A 22,545-nucleotide genomic window follows, 5' to 3' on the forward strand; every position below is an offset into this window, starting at 1 on the left:
CGACCCCGTCCCGACCGCGTCCTAGCTGTTCGCCGCCTCGGCCTTCACCTTCGCCGCCAGCTGGTGCGGCATCGGCTCGTGCCTCGCGTAGGACCGGCTGAAGTCGCCGGTGCCGTGCGAGAGCGAGCGCAGGTCGACGGCGTACCGGCTGATCTCTATTTCGGGGACCTCCGCGCGCACCATCGTGCGGCCGGAGCCGCCGACCGGCTCGGTGCCGACGACGCGGCCGCGGCGGGCCGAGAGGTCGCTCATGACCGCGCCGACGTACTCGTCGGAGATCGAGATGACCACCTCGGAGACCGGTTCCAGCAGGTGCACCTCGGTCGCGGCGGCGGCTTCGCGCAGCGCCAGGGAACCGGCCATCTGGAAGGCCATGTCGGACGAGTCGACCGAGTGCGCCTTGCCGTCGACGAGCGTCACGCGCAGGTCGACGACGGGGTAGCCGGCCGCGACGCCGCGCGCCATCTGCGCGCGGACGCCCTTCTCGACCGACGCGATGAACTGCCGGGGCACGGAGCCGCCGTACACCTTGTCGACGAACTCGAAGCCCTCGCCGTTCGGCAGCGGCTCGACCTCGATCTCGCAGACCGCGAACTGGCCGTGCCCGCCGGACTGCTTGACGTGCCGGCCGCGTCCGGTGGCCTTGGCCGCGAAGGTCTCGCGCAGCGACACCTTGTGCGGGACCGCGTCGACCGCCACGCCGTACCGGGTGCGGAGCCGGTCGAGCAGCACGTCGACGTGCGCCTCGCCCATGCACCACAGCACCAGCTGGTGGGTGTCGGCGTTGTGCTCGAGCCGCAGCGTCGGGTCCTCGGCGACGAGCCGGGCGAGCCCCTGCGAGAGCTTGTCCTCGTCGGCCTTGCTGTGCGCCTCGATGGCGACCGGCAGCAGCGGGTCCGGCATTATCCAGGGCTCCATCAGGAGCGGCAGGTCCTTGTCGGAGAGCGTGTCGCCGGTCTCCGCGCGGGTCAGCTTCGCGACCGCGACGATGTCGCCCGCGATGCCGCGGCCGAGCTGCCGCTGCGTCTTGCCGAGCGGCGAGGACAGCGCGCCGACGCGCTCGTCGACGTCGTGGTCCTCGTGGCCGCGGTCGGCGAGGCCGTGCCCGGACACGTGCACGGTCATGTCGGGGCGCAGCGTGCCGGAGAACACCCGCACGAGGCTGATGCGGCCGACGTACGGGTCGGACGTCGTCTTGACCACCTCGGCGACCAGCGGCCCCTCCGGGTCGCAGGTCAGCGGCTCGGCCGGCTTGCCCTCGGGGGTGGTGACCGGCGGGACCTCGTGCTCGGGCGGCGACGGGCAGGCCCGCACGATGCCTTCGAGCAGCTCGATGGTGCCCAGTCCGTTGACCGTCGAGGTCGCCAGCACCGGGTAGAACGAGCCGCGCGCGACGGCCGTCTCCAGGTCGGTGACCAGCGTGTCGACGTCGATCTCCTCGCCGGACAGGTAGCGGTCCATGAGGGTCTCGTCCTCGCTCTCGGCGATGACGGCCTCGATGAGCCGGTTTCGGGCCTCCTCGATGAGCGGGAGGTGCTCCGGGTCCGGGTCGCGGGTCACGCGCGTGCCGGACGAGTAGTCGTACACGCGCTGTGTCAGGAGCCCCATCAGGCCGCCGACGCCTTCCTCGTCGTCGTGCAGCGGCAGGTAGAGCGGCAGCACGCGGTCGGTGTCGCCGTCGCCGAAGACGCGCTGGCAGATGGCGGTCATCTCGTCGAAGTCGGCGCGCGCCGAGTCGAGTTTGGTGACCACGAGGGCGCGCGGCATGCCGACGGCCGCGCACTCGTCCCACAGCATGCGGGTGGAGCCGTCGACGCCGTCGGCGGCGGACACCACGAACAGCGCGGCGTCCGCGGCGCGCAGGCCCGCGCGCAGGTCGCCGACGAAGTCGGCGTAGCCGGGGGTGTCGAGCAGGTTGATCTTCACGCCGTCGAACTCGACGGGAGCCACCGCCAGGGACACCGAGCGGTGCTGGCGGTGCTCGATCTCGTCGAAGTCGGACACCGTGGTTCCGTCCTCGACGCGACCGGGGCGCGAGATGGTCCCGGTCGCCACGAGCAGGGACTCCACCAGTGTCGTCTTGCCCGCACCGGTGTGGCCTACCAGGACGACGTTGCGTACCTGCCCGGGGCCGTCAACCGTCGGTCCTGCGCCGGCGGCCCCGGTTGAACCACCAGACCTGTCCGCCAATGCGCCCACCTCCTTATGCCTGGCTTTGCGCCAATGTGCGCCAATGGGTCGTGGGTCGTGGAGGTGCGGCAGAAGGCCGGGAGTCGGCCCCTTTAAGTCCGCACATCCGGTTCCTCACGGCAGCTTTCCGCCCAAAGCGGGGCGAGCACAAGTACGCGCGCCCAACCGAAGGCGGCCGTGTCCAAGTGTCCGCCCGGAAGGGTGCCCCGACCAATACGGCGCGCCCATCAGACGCGGGGACATCGCGGTCCTGGAGCGTCAGTACGATGTCGTGACCGGGCGGTCGCGGCACGGGGCCATCAGGGCTCCGCGGCGCGCCGCCATCCAGGCGGTCCCCAAGCGATCCTTCGGGAAGGCGATGCTCAACAAATACGCACGCGCTTTCTTCACCCGCGTGCTCACCCCGTTCGCGAGCTTCCTCATCCGCAAGGGGGTCAGTCCGGACACGGTCACCCTCATCGGGACCCTCGGCGTCGTCGTGGGGGCGCTGGTCTTCTTCCCGTTCGGACACTTCTTCGTCGGGACGCTGGTGATCACCGCGTTCATCTTCTCCGACCTGGTCGACGGCAACATGGCCCGCCAGATCGGGCGGTCCACGAAGTGGGGCGCGTTCCTCGACTCCACGCTCGACCGCGTCGCGGACGCGGCGATCTTCGGCGCGCTCACGGTGTGGTTCGCGGGCGACGGCGACAACCTGCGGCTGACCGTGCTGTGCGTGATCTGCCTCGGCACCGGCCAGGTCGTGTCGTACACGAAGGCCCGCGCCGAGAGCCTCGGCCTCAAGTGCGACGTGTCCGGCATGGTCGAGCGCGCCGACCGCCTCGTGGTGGTGCTCGTGGCGACCGGTCTCGACGGGCTGGGCCTCCCGTACATCCAGGAAGTCGCCCTCTGGTACGTCGCGGTGGGCAGCGTCGTCACCGTCTTCCAGCGCATGATCGCGGTCCGCAAGGAGGCCGACGGCCTCGAGCTGGCACGGCCCAACCAGGCCCCGGAGGGCGGTGGAACGGCGTGAAACAGCGCCTGGTCGACGCGGGGTTCGGCCTGGGCTGGTCGGTCGTCAAGTGGCTGCCCGAGCCCGTGGCGCGGACGGCGTTCAACGCCGCCGCCGACTGGGTGTGGTTCCGCCGGGGCGACAGCGTCGAGCAGCTCGAGGCGAACCTGCGCCGGGTGCTGCCGGACGCGAGCGACAAGCGCATCTCCGAGGTGACGCGGGCCGGGATGCGCTCCTACCTGCGCTACTTCCAGGAGGCGTTCCGGCTCCCGGTGTGGGACGAGAAGGCCGTCCTGGAACGCATGTCGATCGGGCACCTGGACCGCCTGGAGAAGGCGTCCGCGCTCGGCAAGGGCGTCATCTTCGCGCTGCCCCACATGGGCAACTGGGACCTGGCCGGCGCGAGCATCACCGCGCGCGGCTACCCGTTCACCACGGTCGCCGAGCGGTTGAAGCCCGAGGCGCTGTACGAGCGTTTCCTGGAGTACCGCACGTCGCTGGGCATGGAGGTGCTGCCGCTGACCGGCGGCGACGCCAACACCTTCGGGGTGCTGGCGCGGCGGCTGCGCGAAGGCCGGCTGATCTGCCTGCTCGCCGACCGCGACCTGACGAAGAACGGCATCCCGGTCGAGTTCTTCGGCGAGCAGACCCGCATGCCGGCCGGGCCCGCGGCGCTGTCGCTGCAGACCGGCGCGGCGCTGATCCCGGTGACGCTGGCGTACCGCAAGGTCGGCATCCACGCGACGCTGCACCCCGTCGTGCCGGTGCCCGAGGAGGGCGACCGCAAGGCGAAGATCGCCGCGATGACGCAGGGCGTCGCCGACGCGTTCGCGGCCGGCATCCGCAAGAGCCCGCAGGACTGGCACATGCCGCAGCGGCTGTGGCTGTCCGACCTGGACGCTGAGCGCCTCGCGAAGATCCAGGGCGGCAACGGGGCGGAGCCCGGGGGCCGCGGGTGAGGATCGGCGTCGTCTGCCCGTACTCGTGGGACGTTCCGGGCGGCGTGCAGTACCACGTGCGCGACCTCGCGAACTGGCTGATCGCGCGCGGCCACGAGGTGTCGGTGCTGGCGCCCGCCGACGACGACACACCGCTGCCGCCGTACGTGGTGAGCGCGGGCCGCGCGGTGCCGATCCGCTACAACGGCTCGGTGGCGCGGCTGAACTTCGGCTTCCTGTCCGCCGCGCGGGTGCGCCGCTGGATCCACGACGGCGAGTTCGACGTGCTGCACATCCACGAGCCCGCCACGCCCAGCCTGTCGCTGCTGGCGTGCTGGTCGGCGTCCGGGCCCGTGGTCGCCACGTTCCACACGTCCAACCCGCGCTCGCGGGCGATGATCGCGGCGTACCCGATCCTGCAGCCGGCGCTGGAGAAGATCAGCGCGCGGATCGCGGTGTCGGAGTACGCGCGCCGCACGCTCGTCGAACACCTGGGCGGCGACGCGGTGGTCATCCCCAACGGCGTCGAGGTCGCGTTCTTCGCGGACGCCGAGCCGGAGCCCGCGTGGCAGGGCACCCCCGAGGCGCCGGTGCTCGGCTTCATCGGGCGGATCGACGAGCCCCGCAAGGGACTTCCGGTGCTGCTGGAGGCGTTCCCGCGCATCGCGGCGGCGCTGCCCGGCGTGCGGCTGCTGGTCGCGGGGCGCGGTGACGAGGAGGAGGCCGCCGAGGGGCTGCCGGACGCGGTGCGCGGCCAGGTGACGTTCCTCGGCATGGTGAGCGACGAGGAGAAGGCGCGGCTGCTGCGCAGCGTCGACGTGTACGTCGCGCCCAACACCGGCGGCGAGAGCTTCGGCATCATCCTCGTCGAGGCGATGTCCGCGGGAGCGCCGGTGCTGGCGAGCGACCTGGACGCGTTCCGGCAGGTGCTCGACGGCGGCCGGGCGGGGGAGCTGTTCGACGTCGAGGACGCCGACGCGCTCGCGGACGCGGCGATCGCGCTGCTGCGCGACCCCGAGCGGCGCGCCGAACTGCGCGAGATCGGCGTCCGGCACGTGCGCCGCTACGACTGGGAGACCGTCGGCGCCGACATCCTCGGCGTCTACGAGACCGTCACGGCGGGTGCGAACCCGCTTATGGGACAGGCGGATTGAGCCCATGATGACCGCCGTCTGGATCATCCTCGCGGTACTCGCGATCGGCATCTACCTCAGCTGGACCGCGGGCCGGCTCGACCGGCTGCACGCCCGCGTCGACTCCACGCGCGCCGCGCTCGACGCCCAGTTGGTGCGCCGCGCCTCGATCGCGCTGGAGATCGCCACGTCCGGGCTGCTGGACCCGGCCAGCTCGCTGGTGCTCGCGGGCGCCGCCCACGACGCGCGCGGCGCGGCAGAGGAGGACCGCGAGATAGCGGAGAGCGAGCTGACCCGGGCGCTGCGGATCGTCTTCGAGGACCCCGGCCAGGTCGAGGACCTGCGCGCCCGGCTCGGCGGCGACGAACTGGTCGGCGAGCTGCAGACCGCGGTGCGGCGGGCACCCATGGCGCGGCGCTTCCACAACGACGCGGTACGGTCGGCGCGTGCGGTGCGGCGCCACCGCATCGTGCGCTACCTGCGGCTGGCGGGCCACGCCCCGTACCCCGTCACGTTCGAGATGGACGACGAGGAGCCGCCTACGCTGCTGCCGGGCGGCACCGCCACGGCGTGACCGCGTGTAGGACGGGCAGGACGAGCGGGACGACCGCGGACGGGAATCCGCAGGCTGTCAAACAGGCGCCCACCAGGTTGACGATTCGTAAAGTGGTCCGGTTTTTCGCCCCCAGAGTGGCGCAGGAAGCCGGTACAGATCACTCGTACGATGGACCGGTACGTCAGCTGTGACGCGGATGCATCCCGTCTTCAGCCGTCTTCATCCGTCTTCATACCGTCGTGTGAGAGGTCAAGCGTGTCCACCACCCCCGCAACTGCCGAGTCCGCCCCCCAGACCGGTACCCAGCTGGTGAAGCGCGGCATGGCCGAGCAGCTCAAGGGCGGTGTGATCATGGACGTGGTCACGCCGGAGCAGGCGAAGATCGCCGAGGACGCGGGCGCCGTCGCCGTCATGGCCCTCGAGCGGGTCCCCGCCGACATCCGCAAGGACGGCGGCGTCGCGCGCATGTCCGACCCGGACATGATCGAGGGCATCATCAACGCCGTCTCGATCCCCGTGATGGCCAAGGCCCGCATCGGCCACTTCGTCGAGGCCCAGGTCATCCAGTCGCTCGGCGTCGACTACATCGACGAGTCCGAGGTCCTGACCCCGGCCGACGAGGTCAACCACATCAACAAGTGGAACTTCACCACGCCGTTCGTGTGCGGTGCCACCAACCTGGGCGAGGCGCTGCGCCGCATCGCCGAGGGCGCGGCCATGATCCGCTCGAAGGGCGAGGCCGGCACCGGCAACGTCGTCGAGGCGACCCGCCACATGCGCACCATCCTGGGCGACATCCGCAAGCTCGCCGCCCTCGAGGAGGACGAGCTCTTCGTCGCCGCCAAGAACCTCCAGGCGCCCTACGCGCTCGTCAAGGAGGTCGCCGAGCTCGGCAAGCTGCCCGTCGTCATGTTCACCGCGGGCGGCATCGCCACCCCGGCCGACGCCGCGATGATGATGCAGCTCGGCGCCGAGGGCGTGTTCGTCGGCTCCGGCATCTTCAAGTCCGGCGACCCGGCCAAGCGCGCCAAGGCGATCGTCGAGGCCACCACGCACTTCGAGGACGCGGACATCATCGCCAAGGTCTCGCGCGGCCTGGGCGAGGCGATGGTCGGCATCAACATCGACACGCTGCCCGAGTCCGAGCGGTACGCCGGCCGCGGCTGGTGAACCCCGCGGCTCGTTGCCCACGCAACCTGCCGTAGCAGTACCCCGTCCGGGCCCGGCGGCCACTCGGCCGCCGGGCCCGGTCCGCGTGCCGCACCGCGCCGCGGCGCCCGCACAGCCCCAGCCGTACCGAAACTTCCTTGAGGTCAACGTGTCTTCACCCACCATCGGGGTGCTCGCCGTCCAGGGCGACGTGCGCGAGCACGCCGTCGCGCTCGCCGAGGCCGGGGCGCTCGCCCGCCCGGTCCGCAAGCCCGAGGAGATCGCCGAGGTCGACGCGCTGGTCATCCCCGGCGGCGAGTCCACCACGATGTCCAAGCTCGCGGTGACCTTCGGCCTGTTCGCCCCGCTCCGCGAGCGGGTCGCGGCCGGCATGCCGGTCTACGGCTCGTGCGCCGGCATGATCATGCTGGCCGACAAGATCCTCGACGGCCGCGCCGACCAGGAGACCGTCGGCGGGATAGACATGACGGTGCGCCGCAACGCGTTCGGACGGCAGAACCAGTCGTTCGAGGCCGACGTCGCGTTCAAGCCCGCCCCGGAGTCGCCCGTGCACGGCGTGTTCATCCGCGCCCCGTGGGTCGAGTCGGTCGGCGCCGGCGTCGAGGTGCTGGCCACCCTCGAGAGCGGCCCGTACGAGGGCCGCGTCGTCGCGGTCCGCCAGGGCAACCTGGTCGCCACCTCGTTCCACCCGGAGCTGACCCCGGACCGCCGCGTCCACGAGTACTTCGTCGGGTTGGTCCGCGACGCCGTGTGAACCGGCGCGTGTGAACCATGGGTGAACACGGCGGTGCTCCCCGCGTCGGTAGGATCTTCCCGTGGCCTCAGGGCCGCGGCAGCGAACAGGTGACCTGAAGGAGTAGAGGCGGATGTCCGGCCACTCAAAGTGGGCGACCACCAAGCACAAAAAGGCCGTCATCGACGCCAAGCGCGGAAAGCTCTTCGCCAAGCTCATCAAGAACATCGAGGTGGCGGCGCGGACCGGCGGCGGTGACGTTACGGGTAACCCGACGCTGTACGACGCCATCCAGAAGGCGAAGAAGAGCTCGGTCCCCAACGACAACATCGACCGCGCCGTCAAGCGCGGCTCGGGTGCCGAGGCCGGCGGCGCGGACTACCAGTCGATCACCTACGAAGGCTACGGCCCCAACGGTGTCGCGGTCCTCATCGAGTGCCTGACCGACAACCGCAACCGCGCGGCGTCGGACGTGCGCGTGGCGATGACGCGCAACGGCGGCTCGATGGCCGACCCGGGCTCGGTGTCGTACATGTTCACCCGCAAGGGTGTCGTGATCGTCCCCAAGAACGAGCTCAGCGAGGACGACGTGCTCGGCGCGGTCCTCGACGCGGGCGCCGAGGAGGTCAACGACCTCGGCGAGGCGTTCGAGGTGGTCAGCGAGGCGACAGACCTCATCCCGGTGCGCACCGCGCTCCAGGACGCCGGCATCGACTACGACTCGGCCGAGGCGAACTTCCTCCCCAGCGTCACCGTCGAGCTGGACGAGGACGGCGCCCGCAAGATCTTCCGCCTCATCGAGGCGCTCGAGGACTCCGACGACGTGCAGAACGTCTACGCGAACTTCGACGTCTCCGACGAGGTCATGGAGAAGATCGACGCCTGACGCGCGAACGCGCGGACACATACGCGAGGGGCCGACCGCAGCACGCGGTCGGCCCCTCGCGTTGTCGGTGGGGCGCTACGGGTTCGTGTTGACGACGTACACCAGATAGCCGACGTACCAGCCGGAGAACGCCGCCCCCGCGACCAGCACGACCGCCGCCACCTTGCGCGGCCAGCGCGCCATCAGCGCGGCCAGCGGCAGCCCGATGGTGAAGGCCGGGAGCATGAAGCGCGGCTTGGACTGGAAGAACCATCCGTTGCTGGTGGTCAGCGCCAGGAACATCACCAGGCCGCCGTACACGTGCACGGCCAGCGGCACCTTGCGGTCGCGGAACGACCAGATCATCAGCGCGACCGACAGGATGATCACGAAGGTGCACACGACGTAGATCGGCCGGCCCAGGTGGGTCAGGTACTTGTTCATCCACTGGACCGTGCTGACACCGAAGTCCATGCGCAGGTTGAACGCCTTGTCCTGGATCCAGAACCACGCGTCCCACCGCTTGCCGATGTAGCCCACCCACGCGATGAAGCCGACGCAGCCGAGCGGCGCCAGCACCGTCGCCACGACCGGCCGGCGCGCCTCGGGGGCCGGCAGCCCGACCCGGGTGCCGTCGTCCCGGCGGCTGAGCACCACCTGGAGCGCGGCCACCCCGAGCGCCGCGACCAGGGCGAACGCCGTGTTGCGGGTGAAGCCCGCGAGGATCGTCAGCGTCATCGCCGTCATCCACCGGCGGCGCACGATCGCGAGCAGCGCCCACGACGCGAAGGCGACGAACAGCGCCTCGGAATAGACCATCGTCAGCACCATCGACCCGGGTGCAACGGCCCACAGCAGCGCGAACAGCGTGGCGACGCGGTGGCTGCCGGTCAGCTCGCGGCCCAGCGCGTATATGCCCCACGCCGCGACGGCGCCGGACGCGAAGGTGACGACCATGCCCGCGGCGAGCGAGTCCAGGCCGGTCACCGTGGAGACGGCGCGCATCAGGTACGGGTAGCCGGGGAAGAACTCGACGTTGACCCAGTACGGCTTGCCCAGCGGTGACACCGGAAGCCGGTCCACGTACCCGAAGTCGGCGATGTCGCGGAACCACAGGCCGTCCCACGAACCGACCATCTTCCAGAACGGCTTGTGCGCCGCGAACGCCATGAGCCCGAACACGACCAGGTTGACCACGCGCGCGAGCAGGTAGCCGACGATCGCCGGAAGCGCCGGGCGCACCGCGACCGCGAACCGCCGGCCCGCCTCGCCCGCGGCGCCGCGCGCCCGGGCGGCGAGGTCCCGGACGTCGGACCCGGCGCCCGCCGCGGCGGGAGGAGCCGCCGACGCGTCCGGGACGACCGGCGTGGACGGTTGCGGCATGGCGGCCTTTCTGCGGAAACCCGGGCGCCGCGCGTGGTTGCGCGCGGAGGTGCCCGGGCGTGATCGACCCGATACAGGGTAAGCGCTCTCGGGGAGGTGGAGTGCGCCTGCGCGTTGTTCAGTGCCGTGCATCGCAAGGCGCGGGACCGAAGCTCGTACTCGGTCGTACTCGCGAGGTTCCGCAACGCCGCGAGCTTGGGAGGGCCGCTAGGCCCGGAGGTGATGGGCGGCGCGCAGGTGTGCTCCACCTCCCCGAGAGCGCTTAGGCGCCGGATACGCCGGAACGGTGGCGAGGAGCTCAGCCGCGCGGTGCGAGCGGCAGTGCCGACCGGCCCTCCGGGGCGGCGGCCCACGCGGTGTCGTCGTCGGCGATGTCCAGGCGGGCGCGCATCGCGGCGGCGATCCGGCCGGCCTGCACGACCGCGCGGCGCGCGGTGGGGCCGGAGAACCGCGCCTCGACGGCGTCGGCCCACAACCGGGTCCAGCGGTCGAAGTGCGCCGCGGTCAGCGGGCTCAGCGCGTGCAGCGCGCGGTGCGGTTCCAGCGCGTTGCCGCGGTACCCGCCCCGGCGCAGCAACGTGACCTCCCAGAAGTCGGCGAGCCTGGGCAGGTGCGACGCCAGGTCCATGTGCGCGACGTCGACGAACACCGGGCCGAGCAGGTCGTCGGCGAACGCCGCCCGGTAGAAGTCCTCGAGGAGGACGATGATGTCCTCGCGCGACGCGATGTCCCGCCCCGGCGCCTCCGCTCCGACGGTGTCGGCGGGCCGGGTCGGGTCGGATGACGCGGGCATGGACGCCTCTCGTTCGGCCGTCTCGCGTCGGCCGACACGAACGGGCTACGGGCATTCGAGTGGTTCCAGCGTACGTTCCCGCGGCGTGGCGGGCGCCGGCCGCGGGTCCCGCTCCGGTAGGGTCGTCCGACCGGGGCGAACACATGTTCGCATCGGAGTGACCGGGCACGGCGGAACAGGGGAGCTGCGGGTGCGGGTGTTCGGAATCGACCCGGGGCTGACCCGCTGCGGGCTCGGCGTCGTCGACGGCGGCGTGGGCGCCCCGCTGCGCATGGTCGAGGCGGGCGTCGTGCGCACCCCCGCCGACGCCGCGATCGACGCGCGGCTGCTCGCCGTCGAAGAGGGCATCGAGGAGTGGCTCGACCGGCACAAGCCCGACTGCGTCGCCGTCGAACGGGTCTTCGCGCAGCACAACGTGCGCACCGTCATGGGCACCGCCCAGGCCTCCGCGGTCGCGATCGTGTGCGCCGCCCGCCGCGGGCTGCCCGTCACGCTGCACACGCCGAGCGAGGTCAAGGCCGCCGTCACCGGCTCAGGGCGTGCCGACAAGGCGCAGATCGGCGCGATGGTCGCGCGCATCCTGCGGCTCGACTCCCCGCCCAAGCCCGCCGACGCGGCCGACGCCGTCGCGCTCGCGATCTGCCACATCTGGCGCGGCGGCGCCACCAACAGGCTCGCCGCCGCGGTCGCCGCGGCCCGGACACCGGCACCGCGCCTGCCTCGCGGTACGCGAGGATGACCCCGTGATCGCATTCGTCAGCGGAACCGTCGCCGCACTCGGCCCCGAGCTCGCCGTCGTCGAGGTCGGCGGCGTCGGCATGGCCGTCCTGTGCACCCCCGGCACCCTGGCCGGCCTGCGGGTCGGCGCGACGGCCCGGCTCTCCACCAGCCTCGTCGTCCGCGAGGACTCGCTCACCCTCTACGGCTTCGCCGACGACGACGAGCGCACGGTCTTCGAGCTCCTGCAGACCGCCAGCGGCGTCGGCCCCCGGCTCGCCCAGGCGATGCTCGCCGTGCACAGCCCCGACGCGCTGCGCGCGGCCGTCGCCGGCGGTGACGAGAAGGCGCTGACCGCCGTGCCCGGCATCGGCAAGAAGGGCGCGCAGAAGCTGCTCATCGAGCTCAAGGACCGGCTCGGCGCGCCGACCGGCGGCGCGGGCGCGGCGCGGATCGGCGCACCGGTCTCGCTGTCCTGGCGCGACCAGCTGCACGCCGCGCTCGTCGGGCTCGGGTACGCGACCCGCGAGGCCGACGAGGCGGTCGCCCGCGTCACCCCCGACGCCGAGGCGATGGCCGCGGACGGCGGCGCCCCCGACACCGGCCTCCTGCTGCGCGCCGCGCTGCGCGGCCTGAACCGCCGATGAGCCGACCCGCCGCCCGCTGTCAGGCGGGTGCGCAAGGATGGCGGCCGGACCGCGCGGCGGCCCGAGGCACCACACACACGGCGACGCACACCAGGGGCAGGGCATGACGCACGACGGGGACCGCCTCGTCACGGCCGAGGCGGACGGCGAGGACCAGGCCGTCGAGGCCGCGCTGCGCCCGCGCAGCCTGGACGAGTTCATCGGCCAGGAGCGGGTCCGCGAACAGCTCTCGCTGGTGCTGCGCGCCGCGCGGGCCCGCGGCGGCGCCCCCGACCACGTGCTGCTCTCCGGCCCGCCGGGGCTCGGCAAGACCACGCTGTCGATGATCATCGCGGCGGAGATGGGCGCGCCCATCCGCATCACGTCGGGCCCGGCCATCCAGCACGCCGGCGACCTCGCGGCGATCCTGTCCTCGCTGTCCGAGGGCGAGGTGCTGTTCCTCGACGAGATCCACCGCATGTCGCGGCCCGCCGAAGAGATGCTGTACATGGCGATGGAGGACTTCCGCGTCGACATCATCGTCGGCAAGGGCCCCGGCGCCACCGCGATCCCGCTCGAGCTGCCGCCGTTCACGCTGGTCGGTGCCACCACCCGGGCCGGCCTGCTGCCGCCGCCGCTGCGCGACCGCTTCGGCTTCACCGGGCACATGGACTTCTACGCGCCCGCCGAGCTGGAGCGGGTGCTGCACCGCTCGGCGCGGCTGCTGGACGTCCCGATCCACGCCGACGGCGCCGCCGAGATCGCGGGGCGCTCGCGCGGCACGCCGCGTATCGCCAACCGGCTGCTGCGGCGCGTGCGCGACTACGCGCAGGTGCGCGCGGACGGCGAGGTGACCCGCGAGATCGCCGCCCTGGCGCTGGACGTGTACGAGGTGGACGCCCGCGGCCTGGACCGCCTGGACCGCGCGGTGCTGCACGCCCTCGTGACACTGTTCGGGGGCGGCCCCGTCGGGCTTTCCACGCTGGCCGTCGCTGTCGGTGAGGAGACGGAGACGGTCGAGGAGGTCGCCGAGCCGTTCCTCGTGCGCAGCGGGCTGCTCGCGCGCACGCCGCGTGGTCGGGTCGCCACCGCCGCGGCGTGGACCCATATGGGCCTGATTCCGCCCGCATAGGCGAACGGGTGAGGGCCGGGAACGACTGCTCGCCTGGATCGTTGTTCCTTGTGTATCCATCCGTCTAGACTCCGCCGAGGCCCCACGTCGGCCTTGATCGCACCTCATGATCCGAGCCGCGAAGCGGCACCGGAAAGGAACCGTTTCCAGCCGTGAACATCCTCATCCTGCTTCCCCTCATGCTTGTGCTCTTCTACCTGCTGCTCATCCGGCCGGCGAGGAAGCGCCAGATGGAGGCGATGCAGACGCAGAAGGCCCTGGGGCCGGGTTCCGAGGTCCGTACGGTCGCGGGTCTGTTCGCGACGGTCTCGGAGGTCGAGGACGACTCGGTGATCCTGGAGATCGCTCCGGGTGTGCACTGCCGCTACCTCAAGAGCGCGATCGCCGCGGTGCTCAGCACCGGCGACGAGGACGAGGAGCACGACGGCGACGAGCACGACGGAGACCACGAGCACGACGAGCACGGGGCACATGAGGACGTCCCGGCGAAGAGCGCCGACGGCGACGCCGTCGACCTCGGTAAGCCGGGCAGCGCGAAGGCCGACGGCGACGACGGCGAACACCCGCGCAAGGACGGCTAGTTCGTCCCGCACGTAGGTGGAGGCGGTGTCCCTCGCGGATGCCGCCGGCAATAGAGTCAGGTCCAGGCCACGGATGCACCCGGACACGGGTCCGGGCGCTGTGCCGCGACCGGTGCGGAGCACTTGCGCGGCACCAAAAGGGAGATGGGCGAAGGTGGCAGCACCGAAATCCAGCACGCGAGGGCACCCCGGGCGGGCCCTGGTCTTCATCACGGTGGTCATCGCCGCCCTCTACGCGATCATGTTCGCGACCGGCGACACCACGCCGCGCCTCGGCATCGACCTTGCGGGCGGTACCAGCGTGACGCTGAAGGCCAAGCCCGACCAGGGCGTCGCCAAGAACGCGGTGAACGCGGACAACATGAACACGGCGGTCTCGATCATCCGGGACCGCGTCAACGCGTTCGGCGTGTCCGAGGCCGAGGTCCAGACGCAGGGCAGCGACCACATCGTCATCAACATCCCCAAGGGGAAGGGCGAGAAGGAAGCCGCCGCGCAGGTCGGCCAGACCGCGAAGCTCTACTTCCGTCCGGTGCTGGCCGCCGACCGGCAGCCGGTGACGCAGCCGCAGCCGCAGACCACGCCGCCCGCGAGCCCGACGCCGAGCGCCGCGCCGTCCAACCCCGCGCAGGGGCAGGCCGCCGCCAGCACGCCGCCGGCCACGACGCCGGCGTCCGCCTCGTCGTCCGCCACGGGCACCGCGAAGCCGACCGCGACCGGTTCGTCGACCGCGAAGGCCACCGCGACCGCTTCGACGACCTCGAAGCCGCAGGGCCGGGTGATCCCCAACCTCAAGGACGCCACCACCCCGCCGCCGACCCCCACGGCCAACCCGCCGGGGTCGCCCGCGCCGGACATCACGCAGCAGCCGTTCGACATGACGCAGAACCCCGGCGCCGCGAACAACGGCACCGGCCAGCAGAACGCGGACCTGTCCGCGTTCGGCGTGACGCCCGAGCTGCAGGCCCAGTACAACGCGCTGGACTGCTCCGACCCCGCCAAGCGCGGCACCGGCCAGCAGACCAACCCGACCCTGCCGACGGTCGCCTGTGAGCGCAAGCCGCAGGACGGCACGATCGAGAAGTACATCCTCGGTCCGGCCGCCATCGACGGCACCGACCTGAGCTCGTCGAAGGCGACCCTGCCTCCGCAGGGCCAGGCCGGCGGCTGGGAGGTCGCGCTCAAGTTCGACGGCAAGGGCACCGGCAAGTTCACGAACATCACCAAGGCGCTCTCCAGCAGCCAGTACCCGACGAACCGCTTCGCGGTCGAGCTGGACGGCGTCGTCCAGGTCGCCCCGACGGTGAACCAGGAGCTGCCGGGCGGCGAGGCCGTCATCACCGGCCAGTTCAGCCAGAAGGAAGCCAAGGGCCTGGCGAACGTGCTGAAGTTCGGCGCGCTCCCGCTGTCCTTCGAGCAGAGCGAGGTCAGCACGGTCTCCGCCGCGCTCGGCTCGGACCAGCTCAAGGGCGGTCTGATCGCGGGTGCGATCGGCCTGTTCCTGGTGGCGCTGTACTCGATCATGTACTACCGCGGCCTGGGCTTCGTCAGCCTCATCAGCCTCGGGATCTCGGCGCTGCTGACCTACGCGATCATGTGCCTGCTCGGGCGCGGCATCGGGTTCGCCCTGAACCTGCCCGCGATCTGCGGCGCCATCGCGGCGATCGGCATCACCGCGGACTCGTTCATCGTCTACTTCGAACGCATCCGCGACGAGATCCGTGAGGGCAAGTCGCTGCAGCCCGCCGTGGCCCGCGCGTGGCCGCGCGCCCGCCGCACCATCCTGGTGTCGGACGCGGTGTCGTTCCTGGCCGCCGCCATCCTGTACTGGGTGTCGGTCGGCAAGGTGAAGGGCTTCGCGTTCACGCTCGGCCTGACCACGCTGCTCGACATCGTCGTGGTCTTCCTGTTCACCAAGCCGCTCATGGTGATCCTGGCGCGCAAGGGCTTCTTCGCGTCCGGCCACCCGTGGTCCGGCCTCGACCCGAAGCGCCTCGGCGCCAAGCGGCCGCTGGCCTACCGCGCGACCCGGCGGCGTCCCGGCACCGCCGAACCCAAGGAGGCCTGATGTCACGCCTCTCCGGCCTGCGGAGCGTCGGGCACAAGCTGTACACCGGCGAGCTCGAGTACGACTTCGTCGGCAAGAAGAAGCGCTGGTACGCCCTGTCGGCGGTCATCCTCATCCTCGCCATCGGCGGGCTGCTGGGCCGCGGCATCTCCAAGGGCATCGAGTTCGAGGGCGGCGCGGTCTACACCGTGAGCAAGCCGGGCGTCACCGTCTCGGCGGCGCACGACGCCATCGCGCCGTTCACGGGCGACCACGAGCCGATCGTCCAGAAGGTCGGCGGCGACAAGGTCCGCATCCAGATCGCCAGCAAGGACACGGCCAAGTTCAACCAGATCAAGGACGCGCTGAGCACCAAGCTCGGTGTCGACCAGAACAAGATCGAGAGCGAACTGGTCGGCCCCAGCTGGGGCAAGGAGATCTCGAACAAGGCCTTGCAGGGCCTGCTGTACTTCATGATCGCGGTGGTGATCTACCTCAGCATCGCCTTCGAGTGGCGCATGGCGTTGGCGGCGCTGGTCGCGCTGATCCACGACATCGTCATCACGATCGGCGTGTACGCGCTGGTCGGGTTCGAGGTCACGCCCGGTACGGTCATCGGTCTGCTGACGATCCTCGGTTACTCCCTCTACGACACCGTCGTCGTGTTCGACACGGTGAAGGAGAACACCAAGGCCATCACCAAGCAGAACAAGATGACCTTCAGCGAGGCCGCCAACCGCGGTCTGAACCAGACGCTGGTCCGGTCGATCAACACCTCCGTGGTGGCGCTGCTGCCGGTCGCCTCGCTGCTGTTCGTCGGCGGCGGGCTGCTCGGCGCGGGCATGCTCAAGGACATCGCGCTGTCGCTGTTCGTGGGTCTGGCCGCCGGTGCCTTCTCGTCGATCTTCATCGCCACGCCGCTGTACGCGGACCTCAAGGAGCGCACGCCGGAGATGCGCGCGCTCGCCAAGCGCGTCGCGACCCACCGCGCCGCGCAGGCAAAGGCCGCCGCGGCGCGCGGTGCCGACGCCGACGAGGCCGGTGCGGCGGGCGACGGCGACGACCGCGACGACACCGCGGACGAGGACCACGGCGAGACCGCGGGTGCGGGCTCCGGCCCGCGCGTCTCGGGTCCGCGCCGCCAGCCGGTGTCGTCGACGCGCAACCGGCGTCCCGGCCGTCCGAGCGGCAAGCGCAAGCACTGATCAACGGCGACCGGGTGACGACCGGGCCGGCCTTCGTGCCGGACCGGGCGTCGCCCGGTCGCCGCCGTTTTCCGGCGTACGGTCCGGGCACGCCTCGTGAACCGACCCGCGTATGACAAGGACTCCCGTGGAACTCAGCGACCTGCTGCAAAGCCGCATCCGCGACATCGCGGACTGGCCGAAGCCCGGCGTGGTCTTCAAGGACATCTCGCCGCTGCTGGCCGACCCCGAGGCGTTCGCGGCGCTCGTCGACGCCCTGGCGGCCCGGTGCGCCGAGGCCGGCGTCACCAAGGTGGTCGGCATCGAGGCGCGCGGCTTCATCCTGGCCGCGCCGGTGGCGTACCGCGCCGGCGCCGGGTTCGTGCCGGTGCGCAAGCAGGGCAAGCTGCCGTGCGCGACGTACGACGAGAGCTACGACCTCGAGTACGGCTCCGCGACGCTCGAGGTGCACCAGGACGCCTTCGCCCCCGGCGAGCGCGTGCTGGTCATCGACGACGTGCTGGCGACCGGCGGCACCGTCGCCGCCACCATCGCGCTGATCCGCCGCGCGGGCGCCGAGGTCGCGGGCGTCTCCGTGCTGCTGGAGCTGGGCTTCCTGGACGGCCGCGCGAAGCTCACGCCGCTGATCGAGGATGGCTCGATCGCATCGTTCATTCTCGTATGACGTCCGGTTGATCCTGGTCTGACCGACGCCGCAGGGCGAGCGAGAACCCACGACGGGCCACTCTCGTTACGATGGAAGTCCACTGGGGTTCGCCGTCCGTTTCGAACCCCCGGGAACCGCAGGAACCGGCGGGAGGAGTGCCGTTGCCGGACGAGGTCGTGCCCGTGGCGCCGACACCGGGAGAGTCCGCGCAGGACGCTCCCAGGACCCCCTCGCGGGGAACGGCGGACCGGGACCACCGGCAAGCACCGGAAAGCGCGACGGAGCCCGCACAGCGGGCTTCCGCCGACGCTGCCCCCGTGGTGCCCGAAGCCGCCGACAAGCCCCCGGCGCAGGCCGCCCCCGCGTCCTCCGGCGGACCCGCGGCCGACAACGAGGGGACGCCCGGCAGCACGGGCCACGGCGCCGCCGCGGCCGGTGCGGGCCCCGAGACACGCGCGGCGCAGTCCCGCCCGCCCGTCGTCCGGCGCACCAGCGGCGGCGACCGGGTCCGCAGCCTCCGCGGGGACACCGGCGGGCGCGTCCGCGCCCGGCTGGCCCGGCTCGGCGTCCAGCGCAGCAGTGTGTACAACCCGGTCCTGGAGCCGCTGCTGCGCATCGTGCGCGCCAACGACCCCAAGGCCGACCTGCGCGAGATCGAGCGGGCGTACACCACCGCCGAGCGCTGGCACCGCGGCCAGCGCCGCAAGAGCGGCGACCCGTACATCACGCACCCGCTGGCCGTCGCCACGATCCTCGCCGAGCTCGGCATGGACCCGCCGACGCTGATGGCCGGCCTGCTGCACGACACCGTCGAGGACACCGACTACGGCCTGGAGACGCTGCGCCGCGACTTCGGCGACACCGTCGCCATGCTCGTCGACGGCGTCACCAAGCTCGACAAGGTCAAGTTCGGCGAGGCCGCGCAGGCCGAGACGGTCCGCAAGATGGTCATCGCGATGGCCAAGGACCCGCGCGTGCTGGTCATCAAGCTCGCCGACCGCCTGCACAACATGCGCACCATGCGCTACCTCAAGCGCGACAAGCAGGAGCGCAAGGCCCGCGAGACGCTCGAGATCTACGCGCCGCTGGCCCACCGGCTCGGCATGAACACGATCAAGTGGGAGCTGGAGGACCTCGCGTTCGCGATCCTCTACCCCAAGATGTACGACGAGATCGTGCGCCTGGTCGCCGAGCGCGCGCCCAAGCGCGACGAGTACCTGTCGGGCGTCATCGAGCAGGTGCAGGGCGACCTGCGCGGCGCGCGCATCAAGGCGACCGTGACCGGGCGCCCCAAGCACTACTACTCCGTCTACCAGAAGATGATCGTCCGCGGCCGGGACTTCGCGGAGATCTACGACCTGGTCGGCATCCGGGTCCTGGTCGACTCGGTCCGCGACTGCTACGCGGCGCTCGGCACCATCCACGCGCGGTGGAACCCGGTGCCGGGGCGCTTCAAGGACTACGTCGCGATGCCGAAGTTCAACATGTACCAGTCGCTGCACACGACGGTCATCGGACCCGAGGGCAAGCCGGTCGAGCTGCAGATCCGCACGTTCGACATGCACCGGCGCGCCGAGTACGGTATCGCGGCGCACTGGAAGTACAAGGCGGAGGCGGTCGGCGGGAACCGCGCGGCGACCGACGGCAAGGCGTCCAAGAAGGACAACGCGCAGGTCGGCGACATGGCGTGGCTGCGCCAACTCCTCGACTGGCAGCGGGAGACCGACGACCCGGGCGAGTTCCTGGAGTCGCTGCGGTTCGACCTGTCCAGCCAGGAGGTCTTCGTCTTCACGCCGAAGGGCGACGTCATCGCGCTGCCGGCCGGGTCGACGCCGGTCGACTTCGCGTACGCGGTGCACACCGACGTCGGCCACCGCACCATCGGCGCGCGCGTCAACGGCCGCCTGGTGCCGCTGGAGTCGCGACTCGACAACGGCGACCTGGTGGAGGTCTTCACCTCCAAGGCGGAGTCCGCGGCGCCGAGCCGCGACTGGCTCGGCTTCGTCAAGTCGCCGCGCGCCCGCAACAAGATCCGCCAGTGGTTCTCGAAGGAACGCCGCGAAGAGGCGATCGAGCACGGCAAGGAAGCCCTGACGCGCGCCATGCGCAAGCAGGGCCTGCCGCTGCAGCGCCTCATGACCAGCGGGGACGCGCTGGTCACGCTCGCGCACGAGCTGCGCTACACCGACATCTCCTCGCTGTACGCGGCGATCGGCGAACAGCAGGTCTCCGCCCAGCACATCGTGCAGCGGCTCGTCGCCTCGCTCGGCGGCGAGGAGGGCGCGACGGAGGACCTCGCCGAGGTCACCACGCCGACCGCGACCCGGCGCACCCGCCGCGCCAGCGGCGACCCGGGCGTCATCGTCAAGGGCGTCGAGGACATCTGGGTCAAGCTGTCGCGGTGCTGCACTCCCGTGCCCGGCGATCCGATCATCGGGTTCGTGACGCGCGGCAGCGGCGTCTCGGTGCACCGCAAGGACTGCGGCAACGTCGAGTCGCTGTCGCAGCAGCCCGAGCGGATCGTCGAGGTCGAGTGGGCGCCCACCGCGTCGTCGGTGTTCCTCGTCGCCATAGAGGTCCAGGCGCTCGACCGGTCGCGCCTGCTGTCGGACATCACGCGGGTGCTGTCCGACCAGCACGTGAACATCCTGTCGGCGTCCGTGACGACCAGCCGCGACCGGGTGGCGCTGAGCCGTTTCACCTTCGAGATGGGCGACCCGAAGCACCTCGGGCACGTGCTGAAGGCCGTGCGCGGCGTCGAGGGCGTCTTCGACGCGTACCGGGTGACCAGCGGGCGGCAGCAGGGCTGAGCGCGGCCGTACATGGCGGTACGCGGGGCCGGGCGGCGACGGGATCGCCGCCCGGCCTCTGCGTCACTGCGTCGGACCGCGCCAGGTGGTGCGGGTGACCTGCCAGTAGGTGCTGACCTTGCTGCCGTCCGGCAGGGCGTTGATCTGCGCCATGCCGATCAGGCCGTCCTGCTTGTTCTTGAAGCAGATCACCGAGCCGGCCTTGAGGACCGCGTACGCGATCTTGCCGTCGGTGGCGAACTTGGTGTTCGTCAGGCACGTGTTGTAGTCGGCGGTCTCGCCCGGGTCGAGGAGCACGAGCTCGACGCCCTCGACGCGCGAGTAGCTGGTGTGGAAGTACAGCGTGCCGTTGCTGCCGCAATCGCTGTAGACGATCGGCACCGCGCTCTTGAGACCGACGCAGTAGCCCTCCGGCACGTTCATCTGCGACGTGTTCACCACACCGCCCTCGGCGACCCCGCCCGCGATCGAACCGGGGCTCGGGCTGCCGCTCGCGCTGTTCGAGGGGCCGCCGGTGCGGGTGGCGGTGGCGGTGGGCGTCGTGGTGGTCGGTTTGCCGGTCGGCGGCTCGACGGACGGCGTCGGGCTACCGCTGGGGGCCCCGCCGCCGGTGGCGCCGGTGCCCGGCTGCTGGCTGGAGCTGCTGCCCGCGTTCTGCTTCTTGTCGTCGTCCTTCTTGTTCGCCAGCACCCCGTAGGTGACGCCGCCCGCCGCGGCCAGCACCAGGACGGTGATCAGCGTGACCAGCGCACGCCGCTTGCCCTTGCCCTTCGGCTTCGGCTCGGCGGGCACCGGCGGCGGCTGCTCGTTCTGGCGCTCCGTGACGTCCGCGACCAGCGTGTCCGGCAGCCAGCCCTCGGCGATCTGCAGCCGCGAGTCGCCGGACGCCGCCCGGCACAGGTCGATCACCTGGGCGGGCGTCGGGCGCTGCGCGGGGTCCTTGGCCAGCAGCCGGGCGGCGAGGTCGCGGACCGCCACCGGGCAGGCCGCCAGGTCCGGCTCCTCGTGGACGACGCGGTACAGGATCGACGTGTCGGTGCCCTCGCCGAACGGGCCCACGCCGGTCGCCGCGTACACCGCGAGCGCGCCCAGCGAGAACACGTCGGTCGCGGGCTGGGACGGCTTGCCCTGGGCCTGCTCGGGCGCCATGTAGGCGGGCGTGCCGATGCTCATGCCGGTCTGGGTCAGCGGCGTCGCGTCGGCGGCGCGGGCGATGCCGAAGTCGATCACGCGCGGCCCGTCGGCGGCCAGGATCACGTTGGACGGCTTCAGGTCGCGGTGCACGACGCCGGCGGAGTGCACGGACTGCAGGGCCTCGGCGACGCCCGCCACGAGCACCAGCACGGTCTCGGCGGGCAGCGGGCCGTGCCGCTGGATCGCCTCGTGCAGCGGCGGACCGGCGACGTACGCGGTGGCCAGCCACGGCTGCGCGGCGTGCGCGTCCGAGTCCAGCACCGGCGCCGTGAAGAGCCCCTGCACGCGCTGCGCGGCGGCGACCTCCTGCTGGAAGCGGCGGCGGAACTCGGGGTCCTCGGAGAACTCGCCGCGGATCACCTTGATCGCGACCGGGCGGCCGCCCGGCGTCGAGGACAGGTAGACGCGGCCCATGCCGCCCGCGCCGAGGCGGGCGCGCAGCGCGTAGCCGCCGATGCTGCGCGGGTCGTCCGACTCCAGCGGGCGCAGCGCGGCGCGGTCCGGGCCGCCGGTCCACGCGGGACGGTCGGCGCCGCGGGTGGGCGACGCGGCGGGCGCGGGGGTGGCGACGCGCGGCTCGGTCGGGACGGCGGCCTGGGGGACCGGTGCGGGTGCGGGGGCTGGGGCGGGGGCGGCCTGGGCGGGGGTCGCGTGCGGTGCGGCGGCCGGGCGCGGGGGCGGGCCCACACGCGGGGCCTGCGCGGGCGGCGGGGGAGGACCGGCGGGGGCCGCCGCGGGCGGGCCGGCGGGGTGCGGCGGGACGGACGGTGTGGCGTCCACCGGGGCCACCGTCGTTTCGGCGTCGGCCAGTTGCGACGCCATCGCGGCGCGCCAC

General features: G+C 72.0%; 19 protein-coding genes. 15 read left to right on the top strand and 4 right to left on the bottom strand.

Annotation, left to right across the window (positions count from 1 at the left end; translation table 11 throughout):
- Positions 1 to 21: 21 nt before the first annotated feature.
- Complete coding sequence (locus QI554_RS41885) at positions 22 to 2,190, bottom strand: elongation factor G-like protein EF-G2 (RefSeq protein ID WP_281478318.1); 2,169 nt, start codon at positions 2,188 to 2,190, stop codon at positions 22 to 24.
- Positions 2,191 to 2,548: 358 nt separating this feature from the next.
- On the opposite strand from QI554_RS41885, the gene pgsA reads away from it, so the two are divergent.
- The 7 genes from pgsA to QI554_RS41920 all read left to right on the top strand — a co-directional run bounded on the left by pgsA (position 2,549) and on the right by QI554_RS41920 (position 8,597).
- A complete protein-coding gene (gene pgsA, locus QI554_RS41890; protein ID WP_281478319.1) occupies positions 2,549 to 3,202 on the top strand; it encodes a phosphatidylinositol phosphate synthase in 654 nt (217 codons plus the stop codon).
- The gene (locus QI554_RS41895; protein WP_281478321.1) at positions 3,199 to 4,140 is read left to right on the top strand and encodes a phosphatidylinositol mannoside acyltransferase; all 942 of its coding nucleotides are present in this window, start codon (positions 3,199 to 3,201) and stop codon (positions 4,138 to 4,140) included. The genes pgsA and QI554_RS41895 overlap by 4 nt, the downstream gene beginning before the upstream one ends.
- Entirely contained in the window at positions 4,137 to 5,273 is a 1,137-nt protein-coding gene (locus tag QI554_RS41900; RefSeq protein ID WP_281478323.1) for a glycosyltransferase family 4 protein, read from the top strand. Before QI554_RS41895 ends, QI554_RS41900 begins: the two co-directional genes overlap by 4 nt.
- 4 nt (positions 5,274 to 5,277) lie before the next feature.
- On the top strand, positions 5,278 to 5,826 hold the full coding sequence (locus QI554_RS41905) for a LemA family protein (protein WP_281478325.1): 549 nt from the start codon (positions 5,278 to 5,280) through the stop codon (positions 5,824 to 5,826).
- A gap of 237 nt (positions 5,827 to 6,063) precedes the next feature.
- Positions 6,064 to 6,978 carry a pyridoxal 5'-phosphate synthase lyase subunit PdxS gene (gene pdxS / locus QI554_RS41910; protein ID WP_281478328.1) on the top strand — a complete coding sequence of 305 codons (915 nt, stop codon included), beginning with the start codon at positions 6,064 to 6,066 and terminating at the stop codon, positions 6,976 to 6,978.
- 148 nt (positions 6,979 to 7,126) lie between these two features.
- Positions 7,127 to 7,732, top strand: a complete 606-nt coding sequence (gene pdxT, locus QI554_RS41915) for a pyridoxal 5'-phosphate synthase glutaminase subunit PdxT (protein WP_281478329.1) — start codon at positions 7,127 to 7,129, stop codon at positions 7,730 to 7,732.
- A gap of 112 nt (positions 7,733 to 7,844) precedes the next feature.
- Positions 7,845 to 8,597, top strand: a complete 753-nt coding sequence (locus QI554_RS41920; protein WP_281478331.1) for a YebC/PmpR family DNA-binding transcriptional regulator — start codon at positions 7,845 to 7,847, stop codon at positions 8,595 to 8,597.
- 75 nt (positions 8,598 to 8,672) lie between these two features.
- Here QI554_RS41920 and QI554_RS41925 read toward each other — a convergent pair whose 3' ends face one another.
- Positions 8,673 to 9,959, bottom strand: coding sequence for a glycosyltransferase family protein (locus QI554_RS41925; RefSeq protein ID WP_281478332.1), 1,287 nt, complete (start codon positions 9,957 to 9,959; stop codon positions 8,673 to 8,675).
- A 298-nt stretch (positions 9,960 to 10,257) separates the two neighbouring features.
- Positions 10,258 to 10,752, bottom strand: a complete 495-nt coding sequence (locus tag QI554_RS41930; protein WP_281478334.1) for a group III truncated hemoglobin — start codon at positions 10,750 to 10,752, stop codon at positions 10,258 to 10,260.
- 190 nt (positions 10,753 to 10,942) lie between these two features.
- On the opposite strand from QI554_RS41930, the gene ruvC reads away from it, so the two are divergent.
- The 8 genes from ruvC (at position 10,943) to QI554_RS41970 (ending at position 20,516) form a co-directional block, all read left to right on the top strand.
- Positions 10,943 to 11,491: a crossover junction endodeoxyribonuclease RuvC gene (ruvC, locus tag QI554_RS41935; protein WP_281478336.1), complete on the top strand. Its 549-nt coding sequence runs from the start codon at positions 10,943 to 10,945 to the stop codon at positions 11,489 to 11,491.
- A gap of 4 nt (positions 11,492 to 11,495) precedes the next feature.
- A complete protein-coding gene (gene ruvA, locus QI554_RS41940; protein ID WP_281478337.1) occupies positions 11,496 to 12,116 on the top strand; it encodes a Holliday junction branch migration protein RuvA in 621 nt (206 codons plus the stop codon).
- A 103-nt stretch (positions 12,117 to 12,219) separates the two neighbouring features.
- Positions 12,220 to 13,227: a Holliday junction branch migration DNA helicase RuvB gene (ruvB, locus tag QI554_RS41945; protein WP_281478340.1), complete on the top strand. Its 1,008-nt coding sequence runs from the start codon at positions 12,220 to 12,222 to the stop codon at positions 13,225 to 13,227.
- Positions 13,228 to 13,379: 152 nt separating this feature from the next.
- The gene (gene yajC, locus QI554_RS41950; RefSeq protein ID WP_281478342.1) at positions 13,380 to 13,808 is read left to right on the top strand and encodes a preprotein translocase subunit YajC; all 429 of its coding nucleotides are present in this window, start codon (positions 13,380 to 13,382) and stop codon (positions 13,806 to 13,808) included.
- Between the two features lie 154 nt (positions 13,809 to 13,962).
- Entirely contained in the window at positions 13,963 to 15,876 is a 1,914-nt protein-coding gene (gene secD, locus QI554_RS41955) for a protein translocase subunit SecD (RefSeq protein ID WP_281478344.1), read from the top strand.
- Entirely contained in the window at positions 15,876 to 17,060 is a 1,185-nt protein-coding gene (secF, locus tag QI554_RS41960; protein WP_281478346.1) for a protein translocase subunit SecF, read from the top strand. The genes secD and secF overlap by 1 nt, the downstream gene beginning before the upstream one ends.
- 112 nt (positions 17,061 to 17,172) lie before the next feature.
- Positions 17,173 to 17,724, top strand: a complete 552-nt coding sequence (locus QI554_RS41965; RefSeq protein ID WP_281478349.1) for an adenine phosphoribosyltransferase — start codon at positions 17,173 to 17,175, stop codon at positions 17,722 to 17,724.
- A gap of 143 nt (positions 17,725 to 17,867) precedes the next feature.
- Entirely contained in the window at positions 17,868 to 20,516 is a 2,649-nt protein-coding gene (locus QI554_RS41970; RefSeq protein WP_281478351.1) for a RelA/SpoT family protein, read from the top strand.
- 63 nt (positions 20,517 to 20,579) lie between these two features.
- On the opposite strand, the gene QI554_RS41975 is transcribed toward QI554_RS41970, so the two are convergent.
- The gene (locus QI554_RS41975) at positions 20,580 to 22,532 is read right to left on the bottom strand and encodes a serine/threonine-protein kinase (protein ID WP_281478356.1); all 1,953 of its coding nucleotides are present in this window, start codon (positions 22,530 to 22,532) and stop codon (positions 20,580 to 20,582) included.
- Positions 22,533 to 22,545 lie beyond the last annotated feature (13 nt).

Origin of the sequence: Yinghuangia seranimata (assembly GCF_029953285.1) — a bacterium.
GTDB lineage: Bacteria > Actinomycetota > Actinomycetes > Streptomycetales > Streptomycetaceae > Yinghuangia > Yinghuangia seranimata.

Excerpts from the sequence above, each read along its gene's own strand:
- ruvB (WP_281478340.1), top strand. The coding sequence starts at position 12,220 with ATGACGCACGACGGGGACCGCCTCGTCACGGCCGAGGCGGACGGCGAG.
- QI554_RS41965 (WP_281478349.1), top strand. The coding sequence starts at position 17,173 with ATGACAAGGACTCCCGTGGAACTCAGCGACCTGCTGCAAAGCCGCATC.
- QI554_RS41925 (WP_281478332.1), bottom strand. The coding sequence starts at position 9,959 with ATGCCGCAACCGTCCACGCCGGTCGTCCCGGACGCGTCGGCGGCTCCT.
- QI554_RS41930 (WP_281478334.1), bottom strand. The coding sequence starts at position 10,752 with ATGCCCGCGTCATCCGACCCGACCCGGCCCGCCGACACCGTCGGAGCG.
- QI554_RS41920 (WP_281478331.1), top strand. The coding sequence starts at position 7,845 with ATGTCCGGCCACTCAAAGTGGGCGACCACCAAGCACAAAAAGGCCGTC.
- QI554_RS41905 (WP_281478325.1), top strand. The coding sequence starts at position 5,278 with ATGATGACCGCCGTCTGGATCATCCTCGCGGTACTCGCGATCGGCATC.
- pgsA (WP_281478319.1), top strand. The coding sequence starts at position 2,549 with ATGCTCAACAAATACGCACGCGCTTTCTTCACCCGCGTGCTCACCCCG.
- QI554_RS41975 (WP_281478356.1), bottom strand. The coding sequence starts at position 22,532 with ATGGCGTCGCAACTGGCCGACGCCGAAACGACGGTGGCCCCGGTGGAC.
- secF (WP_281478346.1), top strand. The coding sequence starts at position 15,876 with ATGTCACGCCTCTCCGGCCTGCGGAGCGTCGGGCACAAGCTGTACACC.